We start from the raw sequence: 25,561 nt of genomic DNA, 5'->3' as shown, positions 1-25,561 counted from the left end.
GCCTACGAGACAGCTTAGTAAATTATGATTTCAATTCATGAAGTCGGATGATCGTAACAGCTGCCATCTCACGTGTAACAAGAGCTTGTGGATTAAACTTGCCGTTATCTCCTGTCATCAGACCTTTTTGGTACGCTACATTTACATAAGGAACAGCCCACGCTGCAACAGCGTCACGATCCTTAATTGCTGCTTGTGGTGCATTCGCATCAGCTAGACCTTTAAGTCTAACTAAAACGGCAGCCATTTCTTGTCTTGTAATCGGTTGGTTCGGTGCAAAAGAAGTTTCAGTTACACCTGACATCAATCCTTTTTCTTTGGCTGCTTTAACATAACCATAATACCATGCCCCACTGTTAACATCCTTAAAGCCGGAATCCTCCATAATAGGGTCTGCTCCGGAATACTTAACCATTAGCGCTGCAAATTCAGCACGCGTCAAATTACGTTTAGGCTCGAATGTTGCATTGCTCGTACTTGTGCCTTGCATGAAGCCTAGTGCCGTTGCTTTGTTTACTGCTTCCAAAGCCCAGCTTGCAATTTTTGATTCATCTGAGTATTTCGTCGCATTAGGCTGCTCTGGCTTATCGCCACCGCCTACTCCGCCTATTCCACCTGATTCACCTGGCTCTGTTGGAGCGCCAAGATCTTTACCTAGATCCTTCGTATACTGCCAGCGCAGCACGTCTCCATTTTTCAAAGTATAGGAACCCGCACTAATTTTAGGGAAAACGCCGTTAACGGAGTACATCCAGCCGCTTTCCTTGCCTTTATCGAATTCAGCAAGACCGCCAATCGATTTTACATAAGTGCTTGAACCTGATCCGGAGTAATCAATTGCTATACTTTTATCTTCAAGTGCACGTTTCAGTGCAGTAAAAGCAGTATCGCCATCTTGTATAGTTACCGTAATTGGTGCAACGAAATCGCCTTCGTTTATCGAACGTTTCTCAACGGACAGTGTAACCTTCTGAACAATTGGAGCAGTACCGCCATCGCTACCGCCAGGATTGGTTACAGCAGCAGTTTTGTAAGCCAGAAATTGTGTAAAATGTTTCGTTTGAATAACTAAATCGTTATTTTTTTTGTAAGCATAAACCTCATCCATACGAACGGATGAATCTGCGTATTTCTTAATAGGCGTGAATACACCTGCTTGATCAATGAAACCAGCTTCCTTGTCGCCTTGACCCTTCAGCGTGATGGATACATGCTGATTAAATTGAATTTTTGCAGAACCGCCAACTTGAATGCGAACGGCTATGGATTCCACTTTCTTGCTGTCAGCTGATAAAACGGCATCCAGCTTGGAAGCCAGACCACTTTCATCGATGCTTAGATTTTTTGGGAGTGCTAGCGCTTTATCCCATGTCGTTGTTGTCACCACTGTAGCAGCTGGAATTTCAAGAACTGTAGTACCGCGTGTCGCTGTTACTTTTGGCAATGCTGTTGTTTCAAATGTAAGGGTTACATTGTTTGTTACTTGACCACCGCTTGCTGCGCCAACTACAACCTCTTTCTCGTTCTTGTTGATGGCAAAGCTTTGATCCGTTGTATCCCCAACAACACGTGGTACGGCAATTGAGATTAGATCTTCACTATCTTGTCCGCCAACAAAAGCAGCCCCAAGCGCTTTAATCGTAATCGCGCCGCCAGTTGCAGTTCCAGTTAACGAAATCGTTATTTTATTTCCATCTCGCGTAAAGGTATTAACTTGAAGACCTGTATTTCCTGGATCAATTGACCAGTTTTTAATGTCCGTTGCTTGATTAGTGAACTCATCGCCTACAAGTTTTACTTCAATCGATGGATCTACAGCACCATTGGCAATCTTCGAACCCGAAGAAATAGCCGGCCATCTGCTGTAATAGAAACGAACCTCATCGTTTTCTTTAAGCTCGTATTCACCTGCTCCAACCATTGGAGCAATGCCATTCACTTCATACATCCAGCCATCATAACCGCCAAACGTACCCGCTGCTTCTCCGTTTATGGCAGAAACATACTGTCCGTAGCTGCTGTCTTCAATTTTATAGCTAATTTTAGGATCTGCTTGATTGAGTGCTTGTTTTAGCACATCCAATGCAGTGACTGGCTTAACCGTGTTTTTCACCGTCACTGCTTGTTTGCTATAAATCGAACTGGAACGGCCATCTACCTGCAGCTTAGCGGTTACAGGAACCCGCAGCGTAATTGTAGTACTGTCCATTTTACCAACTAAAGCTGCTCCCAGTGCTTGGATGGTCACTGCTTTTTCTGTAGCTTTGCCTGACAAATTAATTTTGATCTTTTGATCGCTTTCTTTCACGATCGACTCAATCGTTAGTCCTGATACTTCAGAGTTAATTTTCCAATTGTTTTTCACTAGCGCGTTGCTGTTGAACTCATCTCCAACAAGCTTTACATCAACTGATGGATTAGTTGCGCCATTTACAAGCGTTGTTCCAGTTGTAATATCTGCATAACGGCTATAGAAGAAACGAACCTCGTCGTTAGCTTTAAGCTTGTAAGAGCCTGCACCTACGTTCGGAGCTATGCCGTTGACTGTATACACCCAGCCATCCCAGCCGCCAAAGGTGCCCGCATTTTGTCCTGCAACCCCTTTAATATAAGGGCCATAACTGCTGTCTACAATATTGTAGGAAATTGCTGGTGAGGCATTATCCAAAGCAGTTTTAAACGCATCCAACACTGTTGGCTTTTTAATTTGAGTGAAGCTTACCGGTTGCTTGCCATAAACAGAACCCGTAACGCCATCAACACTCATATTAACAGAAATAGGTTGTTTAATTTCCTCTAAACGATGCCATACCGTTTTCTGATATTTAATATCAAGCAGGGCAATAAGCGCCTGCTCAGTCGCCATTCCATTAGATCCGCCGCTAAGAAGGTATTTAAATGATCCATCCTGAAGCTGGAACAAAGAGAAAGAATCAAGTACCGTTTTACCGTTCGCTGTCCAGACATCAGACAAAATATCCTCGCCAATGGCCGTTATTCCGGTCACTACAGTGGATAGACTATTCGAGTTATTGTCGCTAAACATAATATGTTCTTGGTTTAGCTTTATCGTTTGTAAATAACTTTTCACTCTTTCAATTGCCGCTTGAACAGCGCTGTCATCCTGATAATTTCCAAGTGCTAACAGACCCATCCCTGACATATCTGGATCAGACTTCGATCCGAAGTAAGCAAAGCCGCCATCAGCCAGTTGCTTGCTTAGTAAAAAATCTACTGCTTTTTTCTTAGCAACTGCATCCCATTTCCCAACGTTGCTGCCTAGCTTTTCGCCAGTATCAAGGGCAAGCATTGCCCACATATGTTTGTTTGTTGAACCAATTGCTCCCGTAGCAGCATCTTGCTGCGATGCCAGCTCGGCATACAGATTGCGATCTGTTTCCCACGCATGAGCAGGATCTTCGCCCATAGCAAGCAGTCCGAATATGTAACGGATATGCTCAGTTCCTCCATTATCCGGTTTTAGTACCGGATTTGTAGGCTCCTGTGTCTCCCAGCTTGGCAGTTGCCAGTCGCCGTCGTTCAAATTTACGCCAGCGCCCCAAAGCGCTACGATTTCCACCCACGATGTCAACGGCTTTTTCTTGTTTTTATAATACTCAACCGTCTTATCAATCATCACGTTCAATGACGTATTCGCAGAATGATCTGCCGCTTTACCTACTTGTGGTGCAAATAAAGTAAACACCAATACAAAACTTAAAATTGCAGGCAAACTCTTTTTCATAAATCTTTTTAAATTAAGCAATGTTTTCTCTCCCTTTAATCATTTTTGGCAACAAAAAAACATCTTTCCGTTTGTGGAAAGATGTTTGGATAAACACGTGCGCATGGAAGCATAGGAATCCACCTATTGCAAAAGCACGAATAAACATCTCCCTCCCATCCTCGTGAGAAATATAGAGCGCTCCTATGGCAGGTCTCCTGGCTTCGCTTCATTGCATAGACGATCTCCTTCCCGTCATGATATGACAGTGGACAACATGATCATCTGCTCCGCGATACAGTGGCGGGACCGCGTCGGATTTTGACCGAACTTCCCTATTAAGCTGCTTGTGAATGATAGATTCACGGCAGCACCATATTAGCTATTCTATGAAATTGTAAGTGCTTGTTTTGTGAATTGTATCAAATTTGAAAGGATTAGACAAAGGTTCTGACCGTTTTTTTTCAACTTGTACGATTCCCTATTCGATTTCATGCGCCTATGACTAGTATTTCATCAAAAATCTACTTCAGCTCCAAATTACTCAATTTTGAATCTCGTAATCGAGCGCTGAAGCTCCTCCGAAAGCTCATTTACAGATGAAGCAAGCTGCTGCGTTTCAGCTGCGAGCTGATTTTGCCGCTCAGTGTCCGCTGCCGATTGCGCAGCATGAGTGGAAGTATCCTTGGCGACCTGCGCCATCGATTCAACGGAAGCGCTCACTTCCTCGCTGCCTGCTGCCATCTCCTCCGTTGAAGCAGATACGTCTTCAATTTGGGAGGCTACAAGGCGGGATTCCTTCCATATCGTGTCAAAAGATACCTTCAGCTCCTGAACGATGAGTAATCCTTGTTCCATTTCTTGCTCTCCTGCAGTGACCGCGCCAACAGCATCGGCAGTCAAGGCTAGCACCTCATTAATCGTTTCTTCGATATGGCCCGCATGAGCCGAAGCCTGTTCAGCCAGCTTTCTCACTTCACTTGATACAACTGCAAATCCACGGCCATACTCCCCTGCATGTGCCGCTTCTATAGCAGCATTTAGAGCGAGCAAATTCGTCTGATTTGCAATAGCAGCAATCGTGCCTGCCATCTCTTGGATTTCGGATGAGCGCTCATTAAGCTGTCCGATCACTCGTGATATCGAAGCCGTTGCCGCGCCAAGCCGCTCCATTTGACCAACCGCATGATCCGATTTTTCATGGCCCAGCTCCGCTGCTTGCAGCATATCGTTCGATGCTTCCGACATTTGGCTCGAGGAGTGAGCAATCCTTCCTACGCTCGTCGCCATTTCCTCCATAGACCTTGCTGCCTCAACTGCCCCGTCTGCTTGATTTTCCGCGCCAATTGCCATCTCATTCACAGAGGAAGCTAGCTGCGAAGAGAGCTCTCGGCTTTGCTGCGAGCCTACACCCAATCGACCAGCAAAATCCGATACGGATGCGGCATTGTTCCGAATCGTCCGCATTAAGCCTTGCATATGGGCAATGAAATGATTGATTTCTTCGCCTAAGCGAGCAATTTCATCATTTCCTTTATTTTCTATACGATAGGTAAGATCCGCTTCGCTAGAATTAAGATTAATTGCTGCATGAACAATATTACGAAGCTTACGTCCTACCATAAATTGTGATAGCAGAAACAAAACGACCAAAACAACAGCCATCAGGCCGCCAAATTGCATGACAACCATCGTTCTTTCTGAAGCGATGAGCGCATCGGCCTTTTCTTTTGACAATGCAACACGTACGCCGCCCCAATGCTTGCCATCGATAATTAAGGGATAGGAAATATCCCACGTTTCTACCGTTTTCCCGTCTATGAGTCTATTATATTTTTGCAGGAGGACATCATCCGTCTTCGTGTTCGTAGCGGCATTGTAGCCTGTTTTGTCGTTAAAAATCCGATTGGCCCGGTAGTTTTGACTAAGAAGTCCCTCGTCGCCCCAAGTATCTTTTGATTCTTCTCCCACAGGGCTGTAAATGCTATTATGTGTTGGGATATAGCCCGCAAAATTCGGATTTTCTGAATATGCGCCTGCAATAGCAAAAATAACATTTTCCTCCGTCAGAAAACTATCCATAATACCTTGCCAGCGGTAATCCGTATAACGGTCATAGGCACTATCATATTTCAGTTCATATTGAGATAGCGGAATGGACTCTCCATTGTACAAAATCGATTCTTTCCCCGCATAGGATGAGTCCTTTAGTCTTTTTTCAGCCACTTTCTCACTTTCAGGATTTACAGTCAATGTATCGTTGAAAAAATCCTCTTTAAGCTTGTTTCCGTCCCATTTCGTACCATCCTCCAGCACAACACCTGTTTTAAAATCCTGCTCCGTAACATTCTCAAGTGTGCGAGCTAGCGATAAAACCATCGTGCGACCCTTTTCCAGAAGCTGCTGCTCAACAGCTATACGAGTGGATTTCCATTCATACATGAGAATCACACTAACGATTATGACTAATGCGGCGGCCATGACTAGCATAAATTTATTCGTCAACGAGCGTAATCCCATCTTCATTTTTGATAACCCCCACTGTTAATTTATCTATATTAAACCAGTTTAACTAAAATGTTATGTAAATTAAACCAATTAGATTGAAACTTCTTAAATAATACATATTTATATTGAAATTATTAATTATTTTATATGACTAAGTTTATGAATTACTAAGCTTAGGCTATCTACATACCTTATTAATACAAAAAAACCACCCTATTGCCGCAAACTAAGCGACATAGGGTGATTTCGAGATTAGCCTACTAAAGGTAGACTCCGATTATTTCAACGATTCACGAACCTCTAGCGTACGTTTATTCCATTTTTCCGTTTCTGGAATCAGTTTATTAATATCTGCTCCATCAAAAATAATTTCATTCAAAATATTGTTCCAGTTGTATTCAGACCAAGCAGGAATGGTTACACCTGGCTGAATTTTTGCATTTTCCTTTGCAATTTTTACAGCTTCCTTGTTTTTGCCTTCCCACATTGGCGTTTCATCATAATAAGCTGTCAATTCAGGATCGATAACCGAAGCATTTGCTCCTTGGTCAATCTTCCATTTTTGCGCTTCTTTGGAGAATTGGAAGCTAATCCATAGGAAAGCTTCTTCTTTATGCTTGGAACCGCTCAGCAGTGAAAGCGGACCATAAATACTATAACCTGGTTGGCTTACTTTTCCTCTTGGGAAAGGCAAAACATCCCATTCAAACTTCGCATCCTTTTTGAGGCCTGGAAGTACCCAGTCTCCGCCGATCGCAAAGCCCGTTTTACCGTTAATAAATTCTCTCGAAACATCGCCTTGTTCCTTAGCTTTCGCATTGCTCTGCATGGAGCCGTCTTTCCACACAAAATCTGAAAGCCATCTAACATCGTTCATTACATCTGGCGTATTGAGCAAGCTTTGTGTCAAATCTTCATTTAAGTAATGAATGTTTGCAGCATGTCCGTCAGCAATTGCTTTTGTGCTAAGAACGCGCATTTGAAATTCTGGCTGTGTTGTTAAGCCATATTCCCCTGCTTCTGGATCGGTAATTTTTTTGGCTACATCGCGGAAATCATCGTAAGTCCAATCATTTGCTGGCATTTCAACACCATGCTTAGCAAGCAAATCTTTATTGACAAGTATCCACATCGGTACGTCAACGAATGGCACAGCCAATTTTTTGTCTTTATACGTCATCGTATCAAAAAATCCTTGAGGCAGCTGAATATCTTGGAATGTCATATCCTTCTCGATGTAAGGAGTCAAATCCTCAACCAAGCCAGCTTGGTCAAACGAGATCAAATCACTGTCGATCCAAGTTAAGTCGGCTGGTGTTCCTGCCGCTTCCAAAGTAGCGATGATCTCCATAATTGGTTTGCCATTTACAGGAACCTGTTCAATTGTGATCCATGGATATTTTTCGTTAAACATTTTGTATAATTCTGTGTAGGAATCAGACCATGAAATGAGTTTAATCGTAACAGGCTCATGCTTCTCTTCTGTAGCCGGTTTCGCTGCATCATCGGTAGGTGCATCTGTCGCTGTATTATTAGAAGGAGTGTTAGTCGTTTTCTTTTCTCCATTGCCGGAGCAAGCTGAGAGAACGACTGAAAATAACAAGACCACACACAACATCCATGTCAAAGCGCTTTTGTTTTTCATTTTTTGGCCTCCTAAAAGTTTTGTGAAGCAAAACTGGCTTCGTAAGCTTAAGCTTTAAGTTTTGAAGAGCAAAACTAGCTTCGTTTCGTAAGCCTTCCCCTCGTTTTTTGCGGTTTAGCATTCTTTATAACGTTGAAACCGTTCCAGCAGCTGTTTGCCGAAACATCACCCCCCTAAAGAGCTGCTGCGCCTTAGCGCAGACAAAGAACTATTCAACAATTCCCGTTCTTTCAATACCGCTGACGAACCAGCGCTGAAGGAACATAAACACGATGATCGGCGGTAAAATAATAAGGAAGGCTGCGGCCATTTTGGTGCTCTCCGTAATCGGATTAACGATGGTTCGCGTATTTCCGAGCAATGACGGATTCAGCACATCCTCCAGCATATCTAGACGGATCGACAGCGGCGTGAAGCCTTTGGTAAGAAACATCGATGGCTCATAATACATGTTCCAGTACCAAATAAATGAGAAGAGAAACACGACTAAGCACGCTGACCTTGCCAGAGGCAGCATAATTCCGAAAAACAGCCTCGCTGTAGAAGCTCCGTCCAGCTTCGCTGCCTCCTCCAAGCTTGGCGGCTGCGCTTTGAAAAACTGCCGGAAAATGAGAATAAATAAGGCGCCCTTAAGGCCTTGCCCGAATATAGCCGGTATGAGAAACACAAAAATCGAATTCAACAAGCCGAGCTTGCTGAAAATAACGTATAGCGGAATGATGATAACCTGCGGCGGAATCAAGAAGGTCAATATGATCAGCGCCGTAAAAAGTCCCTTGAATGGCAGCTCCAGCCTAGCAAGCGCATAGCCGGTCATCGCACAAATAATGACCTGTACGAGCGAGCATGTCACCGATATAAGGGCAGTGTTTCTGAGCGCTTCCGGGTATTGCAGACCCTTCAGCGCTTTCGTCACATTTTCCCAAGTAATCTCGCGCGGAATCCACTTTACCGTCGGATCAAGAAGATCACTCATGTTCTTAAACATCGTGCTGACCATATAAAGAATCGGCTGTAAATAAAGGTAAGCGACAATCGAGAGCAGCAAATAGATGATGAGCTTCGCCAGCAATCCGTCAGACAAGCTTCGTCCGAGCACCAGCATTTTCGTTTTCTGGGCTTTGCGGCCCCAAAGAACTCCCCTTACGCTGCGGCTAACCTTCTCGAACTCAGACTTCATCGCAGTAATCATGAATGTACCCTCCTTGTCTTGAGGCTCCGGTTAAACAGCCATAATACGAGGGCGATCAGCGCGAAGATGAGTCCAAAATAAATCCAAGCGAGCGCACTGGCGTAGCCGTAACCGGTATCGACCTTAAACATGTTGTCTTTGATATGCTTCAGCACAGGATTAAGCGGGAATGTGAACAGGTCGATAATCGTGTAGAGCACATTCAAGCTGATGAATGGCACGCAGGCTGGCAGCGTTATTTTCCAGAAGCTGTCCCAAGGGGAGGCGCCATCGATCCGCACAGCCTCATAAATCGTTGGTGAAATCGTCTGGAAACCCGCAATAAAGATAAGAATCTGCACACCGGAATACCATAAAATTAGAATCGCTTTGCCCAACACTGCCATTACTGTCTCTGCAAATTGCTTGCCAACATATTCCTCTACAATCGGAAGCAAATTGTACTGCTCCAGGAATGGAATATCTCCTGCTCCTTGCAAGAACAGCTCTGAGAGCACTTGCCCTGTTGCAAAAATAACTGGAAGAAAAAACAGCGCGCGGAAAATAAATCGTCCAGGAAATTTCTGATTCAGCATTAATGAGATCAGCAGGGCAAAAATAACGATGATCGGAACCATTAGCAGCATTTCTTGGAAATAAGTGATAAGTTCAATTGGGAAAATGTTATCTTTCAAAAAAGCATCCCGAAAATTGCGCAATCCGACCCATTCATATTTAAATCCTCCGACCGCTACTTGCACCTTGTTAAAGGACATAAATAACGACCAGCTAATCGGGATAATGACGAACATCGCAAACCCAATAATCCATGGCAGCATGAACAGCAGTCCCATCCCGTAGCGCTTCCAGAGATGAAGGCGCGCTGCACGGACTCTAGCTTTTGCTTGCATTATGCGCCCGCTCCCTTCTCTACGACGAACGTCTTGCTGTTGTAATCGACGATTACCCGTGTGCCGTCCTCATAAACGGTAGCAAACCGATTTTCAGACAGCTTTTCGTGATTTTTAATCGTTTGGGAATACAAACCTGCTAGGGAATCAAAAGCCTCGTATTCCTTTAAAATGCGGTCTGTCCACTTCTCATATTGACTGCTGAATAAGAAACTCGCAGCCGTGTACTTGAGCTTCCGTGAATCCTCATGAGTGAGGAAGAAAGAAGGTACAGCTCCGTATTCAATGGCTTTTAAAAACTCAGTTTCTACATCATTACGAAGATTGCCATCTCCAAACGAATACGATACATAACCATGAAGCGCGATGGGATAAAAAGGAACCGTCTCGTCGACCATGAAATCATAGCTGGATTCATGCGGCAAATTAGCAATAAAATCGCTTTGGCCAACTGCGTAGTCATTCCCGCGATATACGCCAGCCGTGCCAAGCGTCTTCTGCGTGTATTCGAGTAAGCCATCGTATACAGCAATCGTGTCCGAACGAGTTTCTATGCCTGACGGATCATAGTCATGGAACACCATTTCACCCATCCAGTTGTACAAAATGCCGGATATGCCAATCTCCTTCAGCTTCTCAATCGTTTGATAGGCCATGGCAACGGTGCGTGACGGCTTGCTGATAAACCATCCCTCATCAACAAATACCGTCTCATCAATGCCGCGAATACCGTTCGTTTTGCCAGATAAATCGGAATTGTCCGAATCGATCCAGACAAAATCATCCTCGAACATGACGTCAATGCCATGTTTTGTCATATTGGAGACAAAAGCCTTGGCAGCCGTCTCGCCGCCTAGCGACTCCTCAATTGGAAAACGGTCATAAAGATCGTAATCGCCTTGATTTTGCCAGCCGTAATAAATGACCTTCAGATTAGCGACACCCTTCTCCAGCAGCCCATTTACGATATTCGTTGCCTGCGGGAAGGTCGTTGCCGTAATATATTTGATTTTGCTGAAGGCTTCCGTATAGTTGCCCCCCATAATTTTTAAATACAAAGGGGTGTGTTCAACAGGCTTTAACGGTTCGTTCAGCTTGCCGGTTTCCGTCATGTACTCTCGATAAGCCTTCGCCATTCCGACATAACCAGCGTCATCTCCATTAAGAAAGCGATATTCAACCTCTCTATCCGTATCCAATCGCTGTTTCTGTACCGCTTTAAGCGGTGCGGCAAGCCGGCTCATTCTGTACAAATATTCCTCACGGTAGATCTGATTGGAAAATACGTTATACATATTGGATTTGAGACCTGGCGGCATCGCAGCAATATTCGCCGAATCACCGCCCTCCGTAAGCACCGCCATAAAGGCATTGCTGCCTCGTTTCATGCCGAACACCGGGTAAGCAATATTCTCACGTCTTTCACCTGAACGCGTCCAATTTCCGGTATTGGTTAGTTCAAGGCCGTATACCTGATGGATATAACCTCTAGACACGCCAGCCCGCTCGCTGTCAAATCGGATCAAGCCGCCTGGTCCATCTGGAACAAAAATATATCCATCCTCCTCTGAGGAAGCAGCGCCAAAGTAGGGAAGCAAGTCTACCGTAAAGACGGCATATTCTCCGTCCTCCTTAATTCCCTCCGTTGGAATCCGTACCTTAAGCCCCTTTGACGTAAGCTCGTATTGGATCGTAAAGCCCAGCTGTTTTTCCGGGAAAACATAGGAGACCTGAAGCCCCTCTGCCGTTTTGATCAGCGTTGTTTGCACTTTCGGATCATTCGCGTTCAGCACTTCCCTGATCGTCTGATCCTTTCCTTGTGTCCTTACATAAGTGAGAACAAAAGGCGATTTCAAGTTGGCAAGCAGCACACCTTTAACCGTTTCGCTGCTTAGCTGAGCTTCTGAAGGATTGCTGCTCCACCTGTATCCAGTACGTTTGTCAACCAAAGCAATCTGTGTGCTTGCGGGCTGAATATAAAGCGCGAAGTTATCGCTTGCTAGTGCTTCTGCGAAACCATCAGCTCCCGCTTGCGGTTTCCAAGCCTCGCCTTCATAGAGAGGAGCCTTGCTCACTGCTCTCTCCTTAATCCCTGTGTAGGCAAGAGCTTGTGCCGGCGAGAGCTCATCTCCTTGCAGGATAACAACCAAAATGATAATAAGTAACGCGCAAACTGCGATTGCTGCAAGCTTTACTCGAAGGGAAGTACGCTTGATGAACTCAACCATAGAAGGTCACCTCCTTGTATAGCTGATAGAAGAAATCGTATAAATTGTAGGACAATCCGAAGACGAGAAAGGCAAACAGCCAAATCGTGCCAATGGTAAATATCGTGATGGCGATATTTTTGAGCGTCTCCACAAAATCGAAATTGTGAATGACCTGCGTCATAACGATCAGCATGACACCCATCCAGAGGAACATAACGGTGTTTAATGAGTCCACGATCACTCGCTCATCAAGCGTCACGATATTGGACAGCAGTAATGTTGGAATGGAAAAGAACAGATATGGTGCAAGCGCATAGGTGCTGCCTTGAATAACCTCTCTGAATTTCCCTTCCCCGTCCTTCACGCTGCATACGAGATAATTCGCGATGATCCACGTTACCCAAGGAACTACGAATAATCCCAGACTTCCAAATAGATTGACCTGCGAGAGCTCCACGGGATGGAACAAAAATCCGGTGTAATAAATCGTAACGATCTTCATCGCTACAACCGAAACTAAAATCAAAATAATAATCCAAGGTGCAACTCTAGCTTCCTTCAGCTTGTAAAAGCCATGATAAGGATGGAGCATGACGTACCAAAGGTTGCGCAAATCGCCAAGCGGGCGCTGCCAAGATTCAGGCAAAGGGCGGCGCTGAATCTGCTTTTTAAGCAGCATTCGGCTATACCTAAGCAAGAGATACAAAGCTGCCAAACCTAAAACGATCCATATGAAATGCTGCTGCAAAAACTCTAGTCGGATTTGCCAGAACGCTTTAGAGTAGCCCTTCGTATCAAAGGCTGTTTTCAAGAAGGTCAACGCATCCTCATTGTTATTCTCATGCAGATACACCTTGCCTAGTCCTTGAAATGTACCATTGTACATATCATTGCGGGCATAAACGCGATCCCAATAAGGCTTGCTCTCTTCATATTTGCCTTCCAAATAGAGGCCTAACGCATTCATAACGTCGCTTCCGAATTCCGTGCGAACAAATTTGTGAATTGTACCTGTTCGGCTGTCAGAAATCCAGACGCCGAATTTGGAATCTACGCCAATGCTCGTCGGAAATCCAAGAACACCATATTGCTGTGTTGCGTTATCAATGAACCCGAAAGCAAACAATGCTTCGCCATTTTGGTCATAAATATTAATGTTTGCCGATTCCATATCAATGTTGTATAAGAAGCCTTTTGAATCGCTTGCAACATCAACGATGCCATGGCCGTTCACAAGCGTTTTATTCTTAAAGGCATCGACACCGCCCGCATTTAGCTTGCGAATAGCGCCCTGCCCGAATCCCGCTGCCGTTGCTGTAAAGATAAATCCATCTTTATCAATAGCAACATTGGAGATTGGCCGGGGGAGGCTTGCCGTCTCTTTATCCAACTGCTCCTTGTTGAGAACGAGCTTCTTCAGCCAGTTGAGTACCGTTTGCTGCGCTTTATTGGCACCAAAGAAACCCATGAATTCCCCTTTATCATTCATGCGCAGCAAGCCCTGATAGGAGGAGTTCAAGCTGACATACATGACGCCGCGCCGATCAACGACAAGCTTTACGGGAACAAAATGCTCCTGCTCCAGAAAAGTTGATGCGGGCTTTTTGTATTCTCGGTCGAACGTACCGTCGGCACGAAAGACAGCAATGCGCTGATTGCCCGAATCGGCTACATAAACGACCCCTTCCGGCGTAACGAATAAGCCTTCTGGCGCACTGAGCATGCCGGCTCCCTCTTCTTCGCCAATCGTCTGCAGCAGCGCTCCGTCATTATCAAGCACAATAACTCGGTTTGCTCCTTTGTCAGCCACATAAACCTTATCATCTGTGCCCACCTGCAGATCGATCGGCTCTACAAAGCGAATTCCCTTCGTTTCAGCTGGTGAATAAACCGGCTGTATACGCAGCCAAGTCGATTGATTGCTGTCATAGTAGGCCGTTCGATAGGGAAGCTCCGCGTGTATCGCTTCTGGTGCGACAAGCATGGAGGTCGCCGCAAGAAGCAGGAATATTAGAAATCTCTTCATCGTCACGACTTCCTTTGCTGGTTTGAATTACTTAATTCCGGAATGGACCATCGTCTCCAGCACTCTTCGCTGGAAGAGCAAGAAGATAATTAGGTTCGGCACGAACATGAGCAAGCCGGCAGCGGCGGCCATGTTTTGTCCCGATACGCTGTTTTGCAGTCCGCTAAGCAGACTATTGACATAGAAAGCTAACGTTCTCATCGTTTCCTCTTGCATGAATAAGGTTGACGTCTCCACATCGCCCCACACGCCTTGGAATGTGAAGATGGATATGGTCGCTATGGCGGGAACGGAGAGCGGAAGCACCATTTTGGTAAAAATACCGAAGTGGCTGGCCCCGTCAATCTTGGCTGCTTCCAGCAGTTCTCCCGGAATTTGCGAAATAAAGCCCACCAGCATGAATACGGCGATCGGAGAAGCTAATGCCGGCAAAATATGCCCGAAATACGTATTGTTGATGCCGATTCCGCTGATGATCAAGTACCTCGGAATCCCAACGGTCTCGGGTGCAAACATCAACGATAAAGTAATAAGAGACAAGATCAGCTGCTTGAAATGAAACTGGTATTTCGCAAGCACATAACCTGCCATAGTGCTGACGATGATGACCGTAAACAACGTAAGTCCCGCTACAATTAAACTGTTGAACAAATAACGGGTAAACGGAACCGTCGCGTTTGATGCGTGCAAGATAAGCGATTCAAAATTGCGCAGCGTTGGGTTTTGCACCAAAAATCGCGGCGGGAAAAGAAAAAGCTCATTTTGCGGCTTGAAGGCATGGTTCAAAATAAACACGATCGGCAGCGACATGAATGCGGCCAGCGCGGTAAAAACAGTGACAAGGATGATCTGAAACGGCGTCACTCTGCGAAGTTTTCGAATCATGGTTTTACAGCTCCTCCTTTGATCCGAACAGCCGATAAGCAAATCTCATTGCAAAATAACTGATGATCAGCAGCATGACTGAGACCGAAGATGCATAACCGAGCTCGAAACGGATAAAAGCGTAATCGTCAATATGATTAATAATCAAATGCCCTGAATAGGAAGGAGTAATCGCCATCCCCGTCAACTGGGTGGATATGCCTCCCGCCTTCAATGTTCCTACGATCGACATGACCGCACTGAACAGCATTTGCGGCTTCATCGACGGAATTGTAATGTAGAAAACCTCCTGCAGGCGGCTGGAAATCCCGTCTATGCGGCCAGCCTCGTACAGCTCCCGATTTACCGTCTGAAGACCAGCCAGCATAGCGAGAAAACCAACGCTGAAGCTAACCCAGAGCGATACGATGATCATAATATTGAGCAAATATTTAGGGTCCTGCAACCAAATCGTCGGACTGTCGATCCAGCCCATCTTAAGCAAAAAATTGTTAAAATAACCGACGCGGTCACCGCTGAACGTCGCAATCCAAACGACGGATAATGCGACGCCGCCAGCCATAGACGGTGCATAAAACGCAAGCGTGTAGTAATCGCGAATGCGAATCGGCAGCTGATGAATGAGCCATGCGAACAGGAATGCTAAAATATATCCTCCCGGCCCTACGATTAACGCGAACAAAAACGTATTCGGAATCGCTTTAGTTAGAAAAATAATGTCCTGTGTGAACAAGCTGATGTAATTTCGTACACCGATAAAATGAAGCGATCCAAAGCCGTCATAGGACGTAAATCCAAGCGTCGCTGCCATAACAACCGGAATGACGATAAACATTAGGAAGCAAATGAGAAACGGCGCAAGAAACAGATAACAAAAAGCATCACGTCTCATTTCCCGCCAAAAGCGATTCCATTTCACACGCAAAGCGGATTTCTGCTTCGGCTTAGCAATGCTGGGAGAAAGCTGCGTATTCATTTGTGCGGTTCCTCCCATTCGTAAGGTTGTTTAATTTGTGGAATTTTCAAATCCTCATTAGCCGATATGCCAAAATCATTTTGTCTGCGATTCATTTCCCGCTGCAAGGAAAGCTGAGCAGCCTCAAGCGATTCCTGCGCAGGTATGCCTTCGAGAACCGTCCGATTCCACGCAAACTCCATCTCTCTGTTCAAGAAATAATAACCCGGTACATAAGGCATGTTTTTCGCCCAGCGCGCCTGCTCTTGAAGCGCCTTCAGGTCATCGCTCGGCCAAGTGAGCGACTTCATCGCATTGACATTCGCCGTATTCCATCTGAACTCAATGCCATAAAAGGACTCGACGTCTTTGGCGTATTGCGATTGCACCTCCTCAGAGGTCCACCACTCTAGAAACTTCCAAGCATCGTCTTTCCGCTCACTTTTCTTCATGATCATTGCGGCAGATATAGCCTGCGGCGACCATCTTGCTACCTCGCCGTTCTCTTGCTCGATGCCCGGCAGCGGTGCGATTTTCCAGTGTCCGGTTATTTCCGGAGCAGCAACGAGCAGCTGCACATAGGTGTTGAAATCTGCTACACCTATAGGAATATCTCCATCACGGAAATGCTGGAAAAATGCTGGAATGTCAATCGGCAGATTGTATTTCTTGTAGAGCTCCGTCCAGCGCTTGAATGCTTGCTGGCCGGCATCGCTCGAGAGCGCACCCTTCAAACCGTCTTGCGAATACACCTCTGCACCATTTTGGAAAAAAAGTGTAGTGAAATCGCTTTTCGGATAATTCATCGTCATCCCGTTTTCCTGAAGCGTTGGTAAAATATCGAACACTTCATCCCATGTATCCGGAACCTTCAGGTTCAAGCCTTCTAGAATGTCGGTTCTGTAAAACATCATCTGGAAGTTCTGCACCTCTGGCAGTCCATACATTTTTCCGTCGTAGCTAAGCGAACGGCTGACGCCGGGAATAAATCGATCAAGCACATCCTTGAAGCCTGGAAAGTCAGACAGCTCCGCGGCCGCATCCCGCATTGCGAAGTCAGCTGGCGTAGACTCCCCAACGCCAAGCGCAATATCAGGCACGTCTCCTGCCGCATTTCCAAGTATGAGCATGTTCGGGTTGGTCATTAGATTGATATTGACTTCAATTCCCGTCCGAGGCGTGAAATCATTATCCACCATCTCACGCAGCAGCTCGACGTAATCCCGACCGCGCTGCACCCAGATAGTAAGTGCTTCCTTCTTGTTATGCTTGCGCGTGTCGTAGTCCAAATAGAAGGAGCGGCCAAAATCAGCAATCGAGTAAGGCACTCTTGAAAGCGTCGTAGGCACTTTCAGATCCGTCACCGTATTTGGCGTCCGAACGACGATATAATCCATGAGCAAAGGCTGCTGAGTCAGCGTTGCCATCCACGTCCCAATATTGTTCTGAATCGTCGAGAAATCATTGATTTTATTCGGTATTTCGTTCACATCCACCAGCATCTTCTCGAGTATCGCTACGGAACCTTTGATCGCCTCAGATAAATCAGAATCCTTTTTATTGAGACCATTGATATAATTCCGAATATTCGTTAACTGAGCGACAAATTCCGTCATCTTCTGTTCCACATCTGGATCAAGCTTCTTCATATTCCACGTTCGTGTTGAATCGATGTTGGCGTCAAAAGCCGATTTGCTATAGTTTCCTGTAAGCAATCGTATATGCCGGTCGAATATTGCAAGCTGATCCAGCGTCTCCTTCAAAGCCAGATAAACGGGCTGAACGAGTGAGGAGTCAGCGGTCATGCGCAGGACATGTGCGCCCTTCTCCAAATAAAAGAGGAAAGGTTTGCCTTCTGCATCAGCAAGCGTGCCAATGTCAAATTCCTTCTTCGTCGGAATACCGTAGTGAAGCAGCTCCTGAAACGGTGTCTTCCCATCAATCGAGATGGTGCGATATGCCTCAAAGCCATTGCGATAGTTTTGAAATGTTTTCAGGTCGATTTCATACCAGCCGGACTCTGGCACAGAAAGCTCCCATTCCACCCACTCGCCCGGCAATCGCCAGCGCTGACCGCCCAAGACGTTATAAGTAATTCGCCCTTTCGGGTCAGGTGAAATATAAGGCTCCGACCAAAAATCGGTCTGAATCGCAAGACTTGATTTCCGCTGAAACTGCTCCGCTTCAATCATGCTGAACCAGCTCTGCTTCTCCTCTTCCGGCGGATACAAGTTTTTGTAATACTCGTAAGCTGGAATTTCTTCCTTTGGCTTGAAAGCTATTTCTCGGAGCGCGACGGACTCTCTCACCCCAACCAACCGCAGCTTATGCTGGCCTTGTTCCAACTGGTAGAGTACTGGCTCGGATGAAGCAGAAAATATCGTTGCCGCTTTTGCGCTCCAACCGGCTAGCTCGGTTTGCGGAGGACGAATTTGCTGTCCGATCTCGTTGCGATCATATGGAAATTTGGAATCCTTCCAAAGTCGCTCCAGTTCAATGCGTGCCGACTCCGTAAAAGGATATCGCCCATCAATTTGAACGCCGCGTACGACGGAGGCGTTCCCGCCTTCTAAAGGCTTGTAATCAATATGAAGCTCATACCAGCCGCCCTTCGGCACGTCGAACGTCCATTCCACCCAGCCCTTTTCGTTTTCCCAATAAAGCGCAGCTTCACCTTGCTCCTTATCAATCCTGACCGCCGCTTCTTCAGCAGCAGCTTGATATTCGGTTGGTGAAATCAGAATGGACGGAAGACTCTCGTCGGTTTTGGCCGCCTCCGGATATTGGTACATCAGCATCGCGTATGGCAGCTCCTCTGTTTTGCTCTTATAGGACAGCAGCTGCTCCGTGCTCACCGAGGTTGCATGAAGAACGGGTTCGCTGGCCGTAATCCAGCGGATGACTCCGAACACCAGCGCCAGTACCAGAATGAGACGAAGAGCGATGCCCAGCATCCTCATTCTCCTCATCTGTCTTCTCCTCCAGCTGCCAAAGATACGCCGGTTTCCTCATCAAAGAAATGAACCTTGCTCATGTTGAAATTAGCGACAAGCTTCTCCTCTTTGTGATAAACGATCTCCGGCTCCGTTCTGCCAATGAGCGTTTTCTCTCCTACCTTCACGTACACGTACGAATCGGCTCCCGTTACTTCCGTCATCTCTACTACGCATCGAAAGAAATCTTCCTCCTCCGCGTTTGCTTCTTCCCGCTTCAGCCATACATGCTCTGGGCGAATGCCCATCACACAGTTGCGAAGCGATCCGCTTTTTACCGCAAAATGCGCATAATGACGTTCTGGAACGAGCAGCTTTATTCGCTTATTAACGAAATAATAAAGACCATCCTCCAAGACTAGGCTCCCCTCCATAAAATTCATTTGGGGCGAGCCGATAAATCCGGCGACAAACAAATTCGTCGGTTCATCATAAAGCTGGCGAGGCGGGGCAACCTGCTGGATAACGCCATCCTTCATAACGACAATCCGCGTTCCCATTGTCATCGCTTCGACTTGATCATGCGTCACATAGACCATCGTCCGCTTGAGGTCGCTCTGAAGCTTAATGATCTCCGCTCTTGTTTGAGCACGCAGCTTCGCATCGAGATTCGACAGCGGTTCATCCATGAGGAACACTTGCGGCTCCCTTGCTATCGCTCGGCCAAGTGCGACACGCTGCTTCTGACCGCCTGACAGCTGGCTTGGCTTGCGCTCCAGCAGATGCGATATTTCCAAAATTTTCGCCACACGGTTGACCCTTAGCTCGATATCGTGCTTTGCCGTCTTGCGAAGTTTAAGTCCTAGCGCGATATTTTCGTAAACGGTTAGATTCGGGTATAGGGCGTAGTTCTGAAATACCATCGCAATATCTCTGTCCTTGGGCGAGACATAATTTACGAACTTCTCATCGATGTACAGATCTCCTTCGGTGATTTCCTCTAGGCCAGCCAGCATCCGGAGCGTTGTTGATTTGCCGCAGCCGGAAGGACCGACGAGCACCAGGAATTCCCCCTCCTCAATGGAAAGGTGGAAATCGTTGACCGCCGGACGCGACTCCCCTTTATAGTGCTTATATACATGGCTAAACGTAATGCTTCCCACCCTTGCTCACCTCTCATGACGTATTGTCTTCCTCTTGCTACTATTAATGTTAACGCATACATTCGCCGGCAAATATGAGGTGATATTTTCTTTTGTTGTCAAAAATTAGCCTCTATCAGCTGAAAATCACTATTTTCCCTCCATTCTTAGAAAGCGCTTTCTATAATGGAAACAAATCCATAATCAGTCTCTTCTGCTGCCAATAAAAAAAGAGACCGCCTCGCTAGGTTTGCACCTGTTGAGTTGGCCTCTTTCATTTGTACTTATTCAGCTGTTTACCGATGGTCTGCCCAAGAATACTTAGGGCTCCAATCCAGCGTATCCTTCGCCATTTGATTGCTGACTACGGCTGTCCGTCCAGTTAAAGGCGCGCGCAGATCGATGACTCCCGGATAAAATTGCTGCAGCAAACGCTCGGTTGACCATTCGCTAAGCGTATCGTTGCTCGTAATATTGAGACAAATCGCTCCGCGGTCCTCCACATGAAGCGACGCGATACATGCACTGACTGCATCTCGTATATCAATATAGCTCCATAAAATATGTTTAAAGGAATCCGGCTTATCAACCGCAAGATGCTTGTAATCCTCAGGTTTAGTAATCATAGAGAAACGGAGTGAAATGACCTGCATGCCATTCCTTCGATCGAACATCGCAGCGGTCACTTCATTCACTACCTTCGACAGACCGTAGCACTCTTGCGGCTGCTGCGGATGATCCTCGTCCAGCGGCAAATAATCCGGTGCAAACGGCGTCGGTGCCCATGCAAAGCCGTAAGAAGACTCGCTTGAGCCCATAACAACCTTGCGAATACCAAGAATCGAGGCGGCTTCCAAAATATGATACGCTGCAACCGTGTTGTTCGCGAATATATGCGGGTACGTATGGCCAAGCGGTGCAGGTATAGCAGCCATATGTACGATGGCATCCGCACCGTGCAGCGCTGAAACGACTTGCCCGAAATCATTTAAATCTACTTTTATTTGCTTGCAATGCAGCTGATTTGACCGCTCGTTGTCCAAGGAAACAACCTGATAGCCATCCTGCTGAAGCGCCCCAATGAGCTGTGTTCCGAGCTTGCCGCTCCCGCCAGTTACTGCAATTGTTTTCATAGAAGAAGCACCTCCAATTTCCAACTTTGTATTATGGCCGCACAAGCGTACCGTCAGCCTTTCGATCCAGATGATAAGGATTGTGATATGCGGAGCGATTCCAGTTATCCCCAACGAGCAGCTGCGCCTTCAGCTCATCCAGCTCAATGCCAAGACCCGGCTTGTTCGAAGGGTAAAGATAACCGCCCTTTCTAACGATATGCCCCTCAAAGGCATCAAGCTCTTCCGCTCTAAAATGGTTCACTTCCTGAATGCCGAAATTCCATATCGCCATATCAAGATGTACCGCTGCCGCTTGGTTAACGGGATCATTCTCTCCGCCTTCCTGCCACGCGGTACGTACGCCAAACGCCTCGCACAGCGCTGCTATTTTGCGGCATGGCGTAATGCCCCCAGCCTTCGAGACGCGAACGCGAATGAAATCAATCAGTCTCTCCTTAACGAGCTCCGTCCACTCCTGCGGATTCACGAACAGCTCGCCAACCGCCTGCGGCGTTGCGCTCTGCTGACGAAGATGGCGATACCAGCTAATTTGCTCCGGTGCGAGCGCATCTTCAAGAAAGAACAGACCATAGGGCTCAACCCGCTTCGCCAGCTGGATCGCATTGATAGGCGACAAATGCTCATGGACATCATGCGTAAACTGGATACCCATGCCAAACGTTGTCCGCAATTGCTCGAACATGTTCGGGATGGCATTCAAATAAGCCTGCTCGTCAAACACTGGACCTTTTGTCCAAGCACGCTCCGGCAGGTTCGCCTTGTCAGCGTTAATGAAGCCGCCTCCCCCATACCCGCCCATCTGTACGCGAATGACGGTATAGCCCTCCTCCATAAAACGCTGCACATCCTCTTTGAGCTCGGAAATATCCGATCCACCTGCATGTCCATAACAAGGAACAGCCGCGCGGCTTGCCCCGCCGAGCAATTGATAGACCGGCAACCCCGCTTCCTTCCCTTTAATATCCCATAATGCCATATCAATACCGCCGATAGCCGTATGCAAAATAGCTCCGTTTCTCCAATAGCCGCTCATATACATCGTCTGCCACAAATCTTCTATGTTAGCGGCATCTTTGCCGATCAGAAGCGGCGCCAGCAATTGCTCAATAACTTGTACAACGGCTTCCGGATTGTAGACATCCGAAGCCGAGCCGAGTCCATAAAGCCCGTCTTGATCGGTCATCACCTTTACGATCGTCCAAGTTCCGTTCTTACGCGTTCGAATACATTTGATTCCCGTTATTTTCGCCATGCCCTCACCTTTCCTTTCCGTGTCTCGTTTAGTTTAAGTCAATCACACGGCATTCCACATGAGGCATTTTTAAACTTTCTGTCCTATTGTTAGCCTCTTTCCTAATCCTATGATGCTTATTGCCTTAGTAGTTACAATATAAAAAAAGAGAGCATCCCCTATTTGGACACTCTCTTCTACAGCATAAATCAAAAGAAATTATGACGGTCCATACAACTCTAGCTCGTAAATGCGAGCATTGCTTCGATCGCCCGGCACTTGATAGTATCCAGCATTATCTTGTACTGGAGCTGTAATATACAGCCTCACATAATTGGCGCTAAAAGGCACGACTGTGCGATCTGTAACCGAAGCTGTATTGCCTGTAACTACATCAACATCCGTCCAGACTGCACCGTCATTACTATTTTGCAGCTTGAAATTTTTAGTGTTGTAAGCCGCAGACTCTCCTCCTGAACCAGCATGCTTCACAACCCAGCGGTTAATCATGACATTAGCGCCCAAATTCACACTCAGCCATTTATCTCCCGGCGCTGAACTCAGTGGCAGCGATGTCCACTTCGAGCTGGCAGATCCGTCAACTGCTTTCTCCTTCGTTTCCGTTCCCCCAATGGTATCGCTTGCAGCTGTCGTTTTATTAAGCGCGAGATTGCCAGGGTTTGTCACACCGCCCCCGCTTAGCGCTTGATTCATCAGCTGCACAATCGTGCTGTAAGCTGTACCACTCAGTGCAAGGTGCACCGTCTCATTAACTGAAGTTGTAATCGTAAACTCAGCGCCCGTTACAGTTCCAGCATCTACGCCATTGCGGTAAACACGCACCGTTTGATTCGGCCATGGGTTGACGATTGCTGCCGATTTGCCTTTTTCACTAATCAATCGTACATATTGCACCTGATTGTTTCTTTTTTCACTCGAAACAAGAAACGCCCCATCAGCTCTCAGATCGCCATACTTTGCATCCGTATTTTCCGGCCAGTTCGGGAATATTCTTATTTTCCCTTGGAAGGACTGCAAGAACATTTCCGAGATTGTCGCAGGAACCGTATTAAAGTTTTCGATACCGCCGCCGTTCGTTGCAATATGAAGATTTTGATAGCTGTAGCCGTTAATGAACGAGGTTAAACGAGTTAATAGAGAAGCTGGATTATAACCGACCCTTGCTGCTGCAGGATAAAATGTGTTTGTGCCATTGCCGTCGTTCCAGCTGCCCAATTGGTCTACCATATTTTTGGCTGTTTGAAGTGTTGAAGCGTCACTAGACAACCCGATTTGGCCAGCAGGGTAAATATGCTGAATACCAATGGCATTATCAGTGCTCCATTCCCGGCCAATCTCCGTGTACCTAAATACGGTCTGGCCGTTCCGTGTAAACGTTGGGAATGGACTAAGATTGTTTACTATGTTTTGCCAAGTCGTCCGCAGTGCCGCATCCTGATTTAATGCGACGCTCATATCGATGCTTCCCTGCAGCAAATAACGGACAAGGCCAAGCGACATGATGCCATTCGTTTGCGGATAAGCATCACCCTCATGCTGCGCATCGTTGACAATGTCATATCTCGCTCCATCCCAAACCAAATAATTTTGCCAAAATGCCGAAACCTGCTTCAGATAAGGATACACCATGCTTGCATAGGACATGTCATTCGTATTGTAATACCGCATAATCATATTGGTCGCAGCAAAAGCAGCATTCGTTTTTTGACCATGGATATTGCCGTCACTTGACCCATTCGGAAGAGGTCCCAGTCCAACAGGATAAAATACGCCGCTATAACCATTAGCCGCCGCTAACGCCTGTCCTTTTGGAATCCAATCCAGTACTGGTTTGTCATAGTTTTCTGCAAGCTCAATATGATTGGTTGGCAATGTAAAATAAAAGGGGGCTTCGTAGTTGTAGTTGAGGTGATAATCGCCTTTCCATTCACCGTTGCGGGCTAGCCAGTTCCCCCATAAGCCAGGTGCCATCTCCCCAGCTCGAGACGTACTGCCCATCAAATAAAGCGACGCATAAAATGACTGCTCAATTGTCTTATTCGGAATTTCAATGAAGGATTTGCCATAAAAGCTGCTCCACCAGCTCTGATGGCTTGTCTGCAGTGCATCCACATTCGCCTGCGTTTTGGAGCTGACATTGTTTATCGCTGCCGCTTGGTAACCGCTGCTGTCAGCATCGCTCATTATACTCGTAACCAGCGAATACGTGTTGCCCGGCGTCATCGTAAACGTTAGCGTATTGCCGCTGATCGAACCTGCTGTGCCTACAATTCGAGTGGCAATTCTCACTTTTCTTGTATTATAGCCGCTTATCGTATCCGCGCTATCTCCCCTGACATCCAGATAGAGCACATCTCCTGATGAACCAGATGAGCTGGCATAGCTGTTCTCATTGCCTTTGGCAAGCGAGATGGCTGCTGATTTGGACCCGCTGCCTGTATAAGTAAACTTGGTAAGCAGTAAATTATTTACGGTATCCGTTGCCTGCATCCAGCTTTCTGTTCGAATCGTATTGCCAGCAAGACTAAACGTACCGTTAACTTGCGCACTGGCAAGCTTTTGCTCTGCAAGATAGGACGCCCCATTCATTGAAGCGACTGCAATGTTTAGTCTTGCCATCGACTTCACCTGTCCTTCGGCAAGCGACCAAAATTCATTTTTGCCGAGCACCATGACCATATTGTCAATATTGCCTACCATGGTCACACCTACATCACCGTTTCCAAGCAAAGGCGCATTCGGCGTGCGTGAAAAATTACTGTTGGATGGCGGTGACGTATAGACACCTTGATAAGCAGCTGCGATACGCTGAGCATGAGCCGCTGTCAAACCATCCGCATTCGCTCGCTCAGGACCAAACGGGGTACCGAAGGTTGAAGCGCCTAACAGTGAAAACAGCAAAACCGTCACTCCTCCTCTTTTCAAATGTTTTCTCCACTTGTTTTGAACCATGAACATTGCCTCCCCCTCAATTATAAAGCGCTTACATAAAAAGAAAAGAAAAATACATATCCTCCTTTCTTACACAGCGTTATATCCTAAGCAGCTTCTCGCTCCTGCTAG

At 46.5% G+C, this 25,561-nt stretch carries 14 protein-coding genes and 1 riboswitch; all 14 genes read right to left on the bottom strand.

Features of this window, described 5'->3' with window-relative positions; genetic code table 11:
• Positions 1-22: 22 nt before the first annotated feature.
• The 14 genes from BK120_RS20990 to BK120_RS20925 all read right to left on the bottom strand — a co-directional run bounded on the left by BK120_RS20990 (position 23) and on the right by BK120_RS20925 (position 25,450).
• Positions 23-3,766, bottom strand: coding sequence for a DUF4430 domain-containing protein (locus BK120_RS20990; protein WP_076269455.1), 3,744 nt, complete (start codon positions 3,764-3,766; stop codon positions 23-25).
• Between the two features lie 149 nt (positions 3,767-3,915).
• Positions 3,916-4,117: riboswitch (cobalamin riboswitch) on the bottom strand.
• 147 nt (positions 4,118-4,264) lie between these two features.
• Entirely contained in the window at positions 4,265-6,250 is a 1,986-nt protein-coding gene (locus BK120_RS20985) for a methyl-accepting chemotaxis protein (RefSeq protein ID WP_076269454.1), read from the bottom strand.
• A gap of 259 nt (positions 6,251-6,509) precedes the next feature.
• Positions 6,510-7,877, bottom strand: coding sequence for an ABC transporter substrate-binding protein (locus BK120_RS20980; protein ID WP_076269453.1), 1,368 nt, complete (start codon positions 7,875-7,877; stop codon positions 6,510-6,512).
• Positions 7,878-8,085: 208 nt separating this feature from the next.
• The gene (locus BK120_RS20975; RefSeq protein WP_076269452.1) at positions 8,086-9,069 is read right to left on the bottom strand and encodes a carbohydrate ABC transporter permease; all 984 of its coding nucleotides are present in this window, start codon (positions 9,067-9,069) and stop codon (positions 8,086-8,088) included.
• Positions 9,066-9,959: a carbohydrate ABC transporter permease gene (locus tag BK120_RS20970; protein ID WP_076269451.1), complete on the bottom strand. Its 894-nt coding sequence runs from the start codon at positions 9,957-9,959 to the stop codon at positions 9,066-9,068. Before BK120_RS20970 ends, BK120_RS20975 begins: the two co-directional genes overlap by 4 nt.
• Positions 9,959-12,187: a DUF5696 domain-containing protein gene (locus BK120_RS20965; RefSeq protein ID WP_076269450.1), complete on the bottom strand. Its 2,229-nt coding sequence runs from the start codon at positions 12,185-12,187 to the stop codon at positions 9,959-9,961. The genes BK120_RS20970 and BK120_RS20965 overlap by 1 nt, the downstream gene beginning before the upstream one ends.
• On the bottom strand, positions 12,180-14,195 hold the full coding sequence (locus BK120_RS20960) for a YIP1 family protein (protein ID WP_076269449.1): 2,016 nt from the start codon (positions 14,193-14,195) through the stop codon (positions 12,180-12,182). Before BK120_RS20960 ends, BK120_RS20965 begins: the two co-directional genes overlap by 8 nt.
• Positions 14,196-14,222: 27 nt before the next feature.
• The gene (locus BK120_RS20955) at positions 14,223-15,080 is read right to left on the bottom strand and encodes a carbohydrate ABC transporter permease (RefSeq protein ID WP_054027383.1); all 858 of its coding nucleotides are present in this window, start codon (positions 15,078-15,080) and stop codon (positions 14,223-14,225) included.
• Between the two features lie 4 nt (positions 15,081-15,084).
• Entirely contained in the window at positions 15,085-16,056 is a 972-nt protein-coding gene (locus tag BK120_RS20950) for a carbohydrate ABC transporter permease (protein ID WP_076269448.1), read from the bottom strand.
• A complete protein-coding gene (locus tag BK120_RS20945; protein WP_083682272.1) occupies positions 16,053-19,004 on the bottom strand; it encodes an extracellular solute-binding protein in 2,952 nt (983 codons plus the stop codon). The genes BK120_RS20950 and BK120_RS20945 overlap by 4 nt, the downstream gene beginning before the upstream one ends.
• Positions 19,001-20,131 (bottom strand): ABC transporter ATP-binding protein, encoded by a 1,131-nt coding sequence (locus tag BK120_RS20940; RefSeq protein ID WP_076269446.1) that lies wholly within the window; start codon positions 20,129-20,131, stop codon positions 19,001-19,003. The genes BK120_RS20945 and BK120_RS20940 overlap by 4 nt, the downstream gene beginning before the upstream one ends.
• A 275-nt stretch (positions 20,132-20,406) precedes the next feature.
• Positions 20,407-21,243 carry an NAD-dependent epimerase/dehydratase family protein gene (locus BK120_RS20935; protein WP_076269445.1) on the bottom strand — a complete coding sequence of 279 codons (837 nt, stop codon included), beginning with the start codon at positions 21,241-21,243 and terminating at the stop codon, positions 20,407-20,409.
• A 31-nt stretch (positions 21,244-21,274) separates the two neighbouring features.
• Positions 21,275-22,498 (bottom strand): enolase C-terminal domain-like protein, encoded by a 1,224-nt coding sequence (locus tag BK120_RS20930; RefSeq protein WP_076269444.1) that lies wholly within the window; start codon positions 22,496-22,498, stop codon positions 21,275-21,277.
• A 198-nt stretch (positions 22,499-22,696) separates the two neighbouring features.
• A complete protein-coding gene (locus BK120_RS20925; protein WP_076269443.1) occupies positions 22,697-25,450 on the bottom strand; it encodes a discoidin domain-containing protein in 2,754 nt (917 codons plus the stop codon).
• Between the last annotated feature and the right edge of the window lie 111 nt (positions 25,451-25,561).

Source organism: Paenibacillus sp. FSL A5-0031 (assembly GCF_001956295.1).
Lineage (GTDB): Bacteria > Bacillota > Bacilli > Paenibacillales > Paenibacillaceae > Pristimantibacillus.
This window is presented reverse-complemented; position numbering and strand designations above follow the sequence as displayed.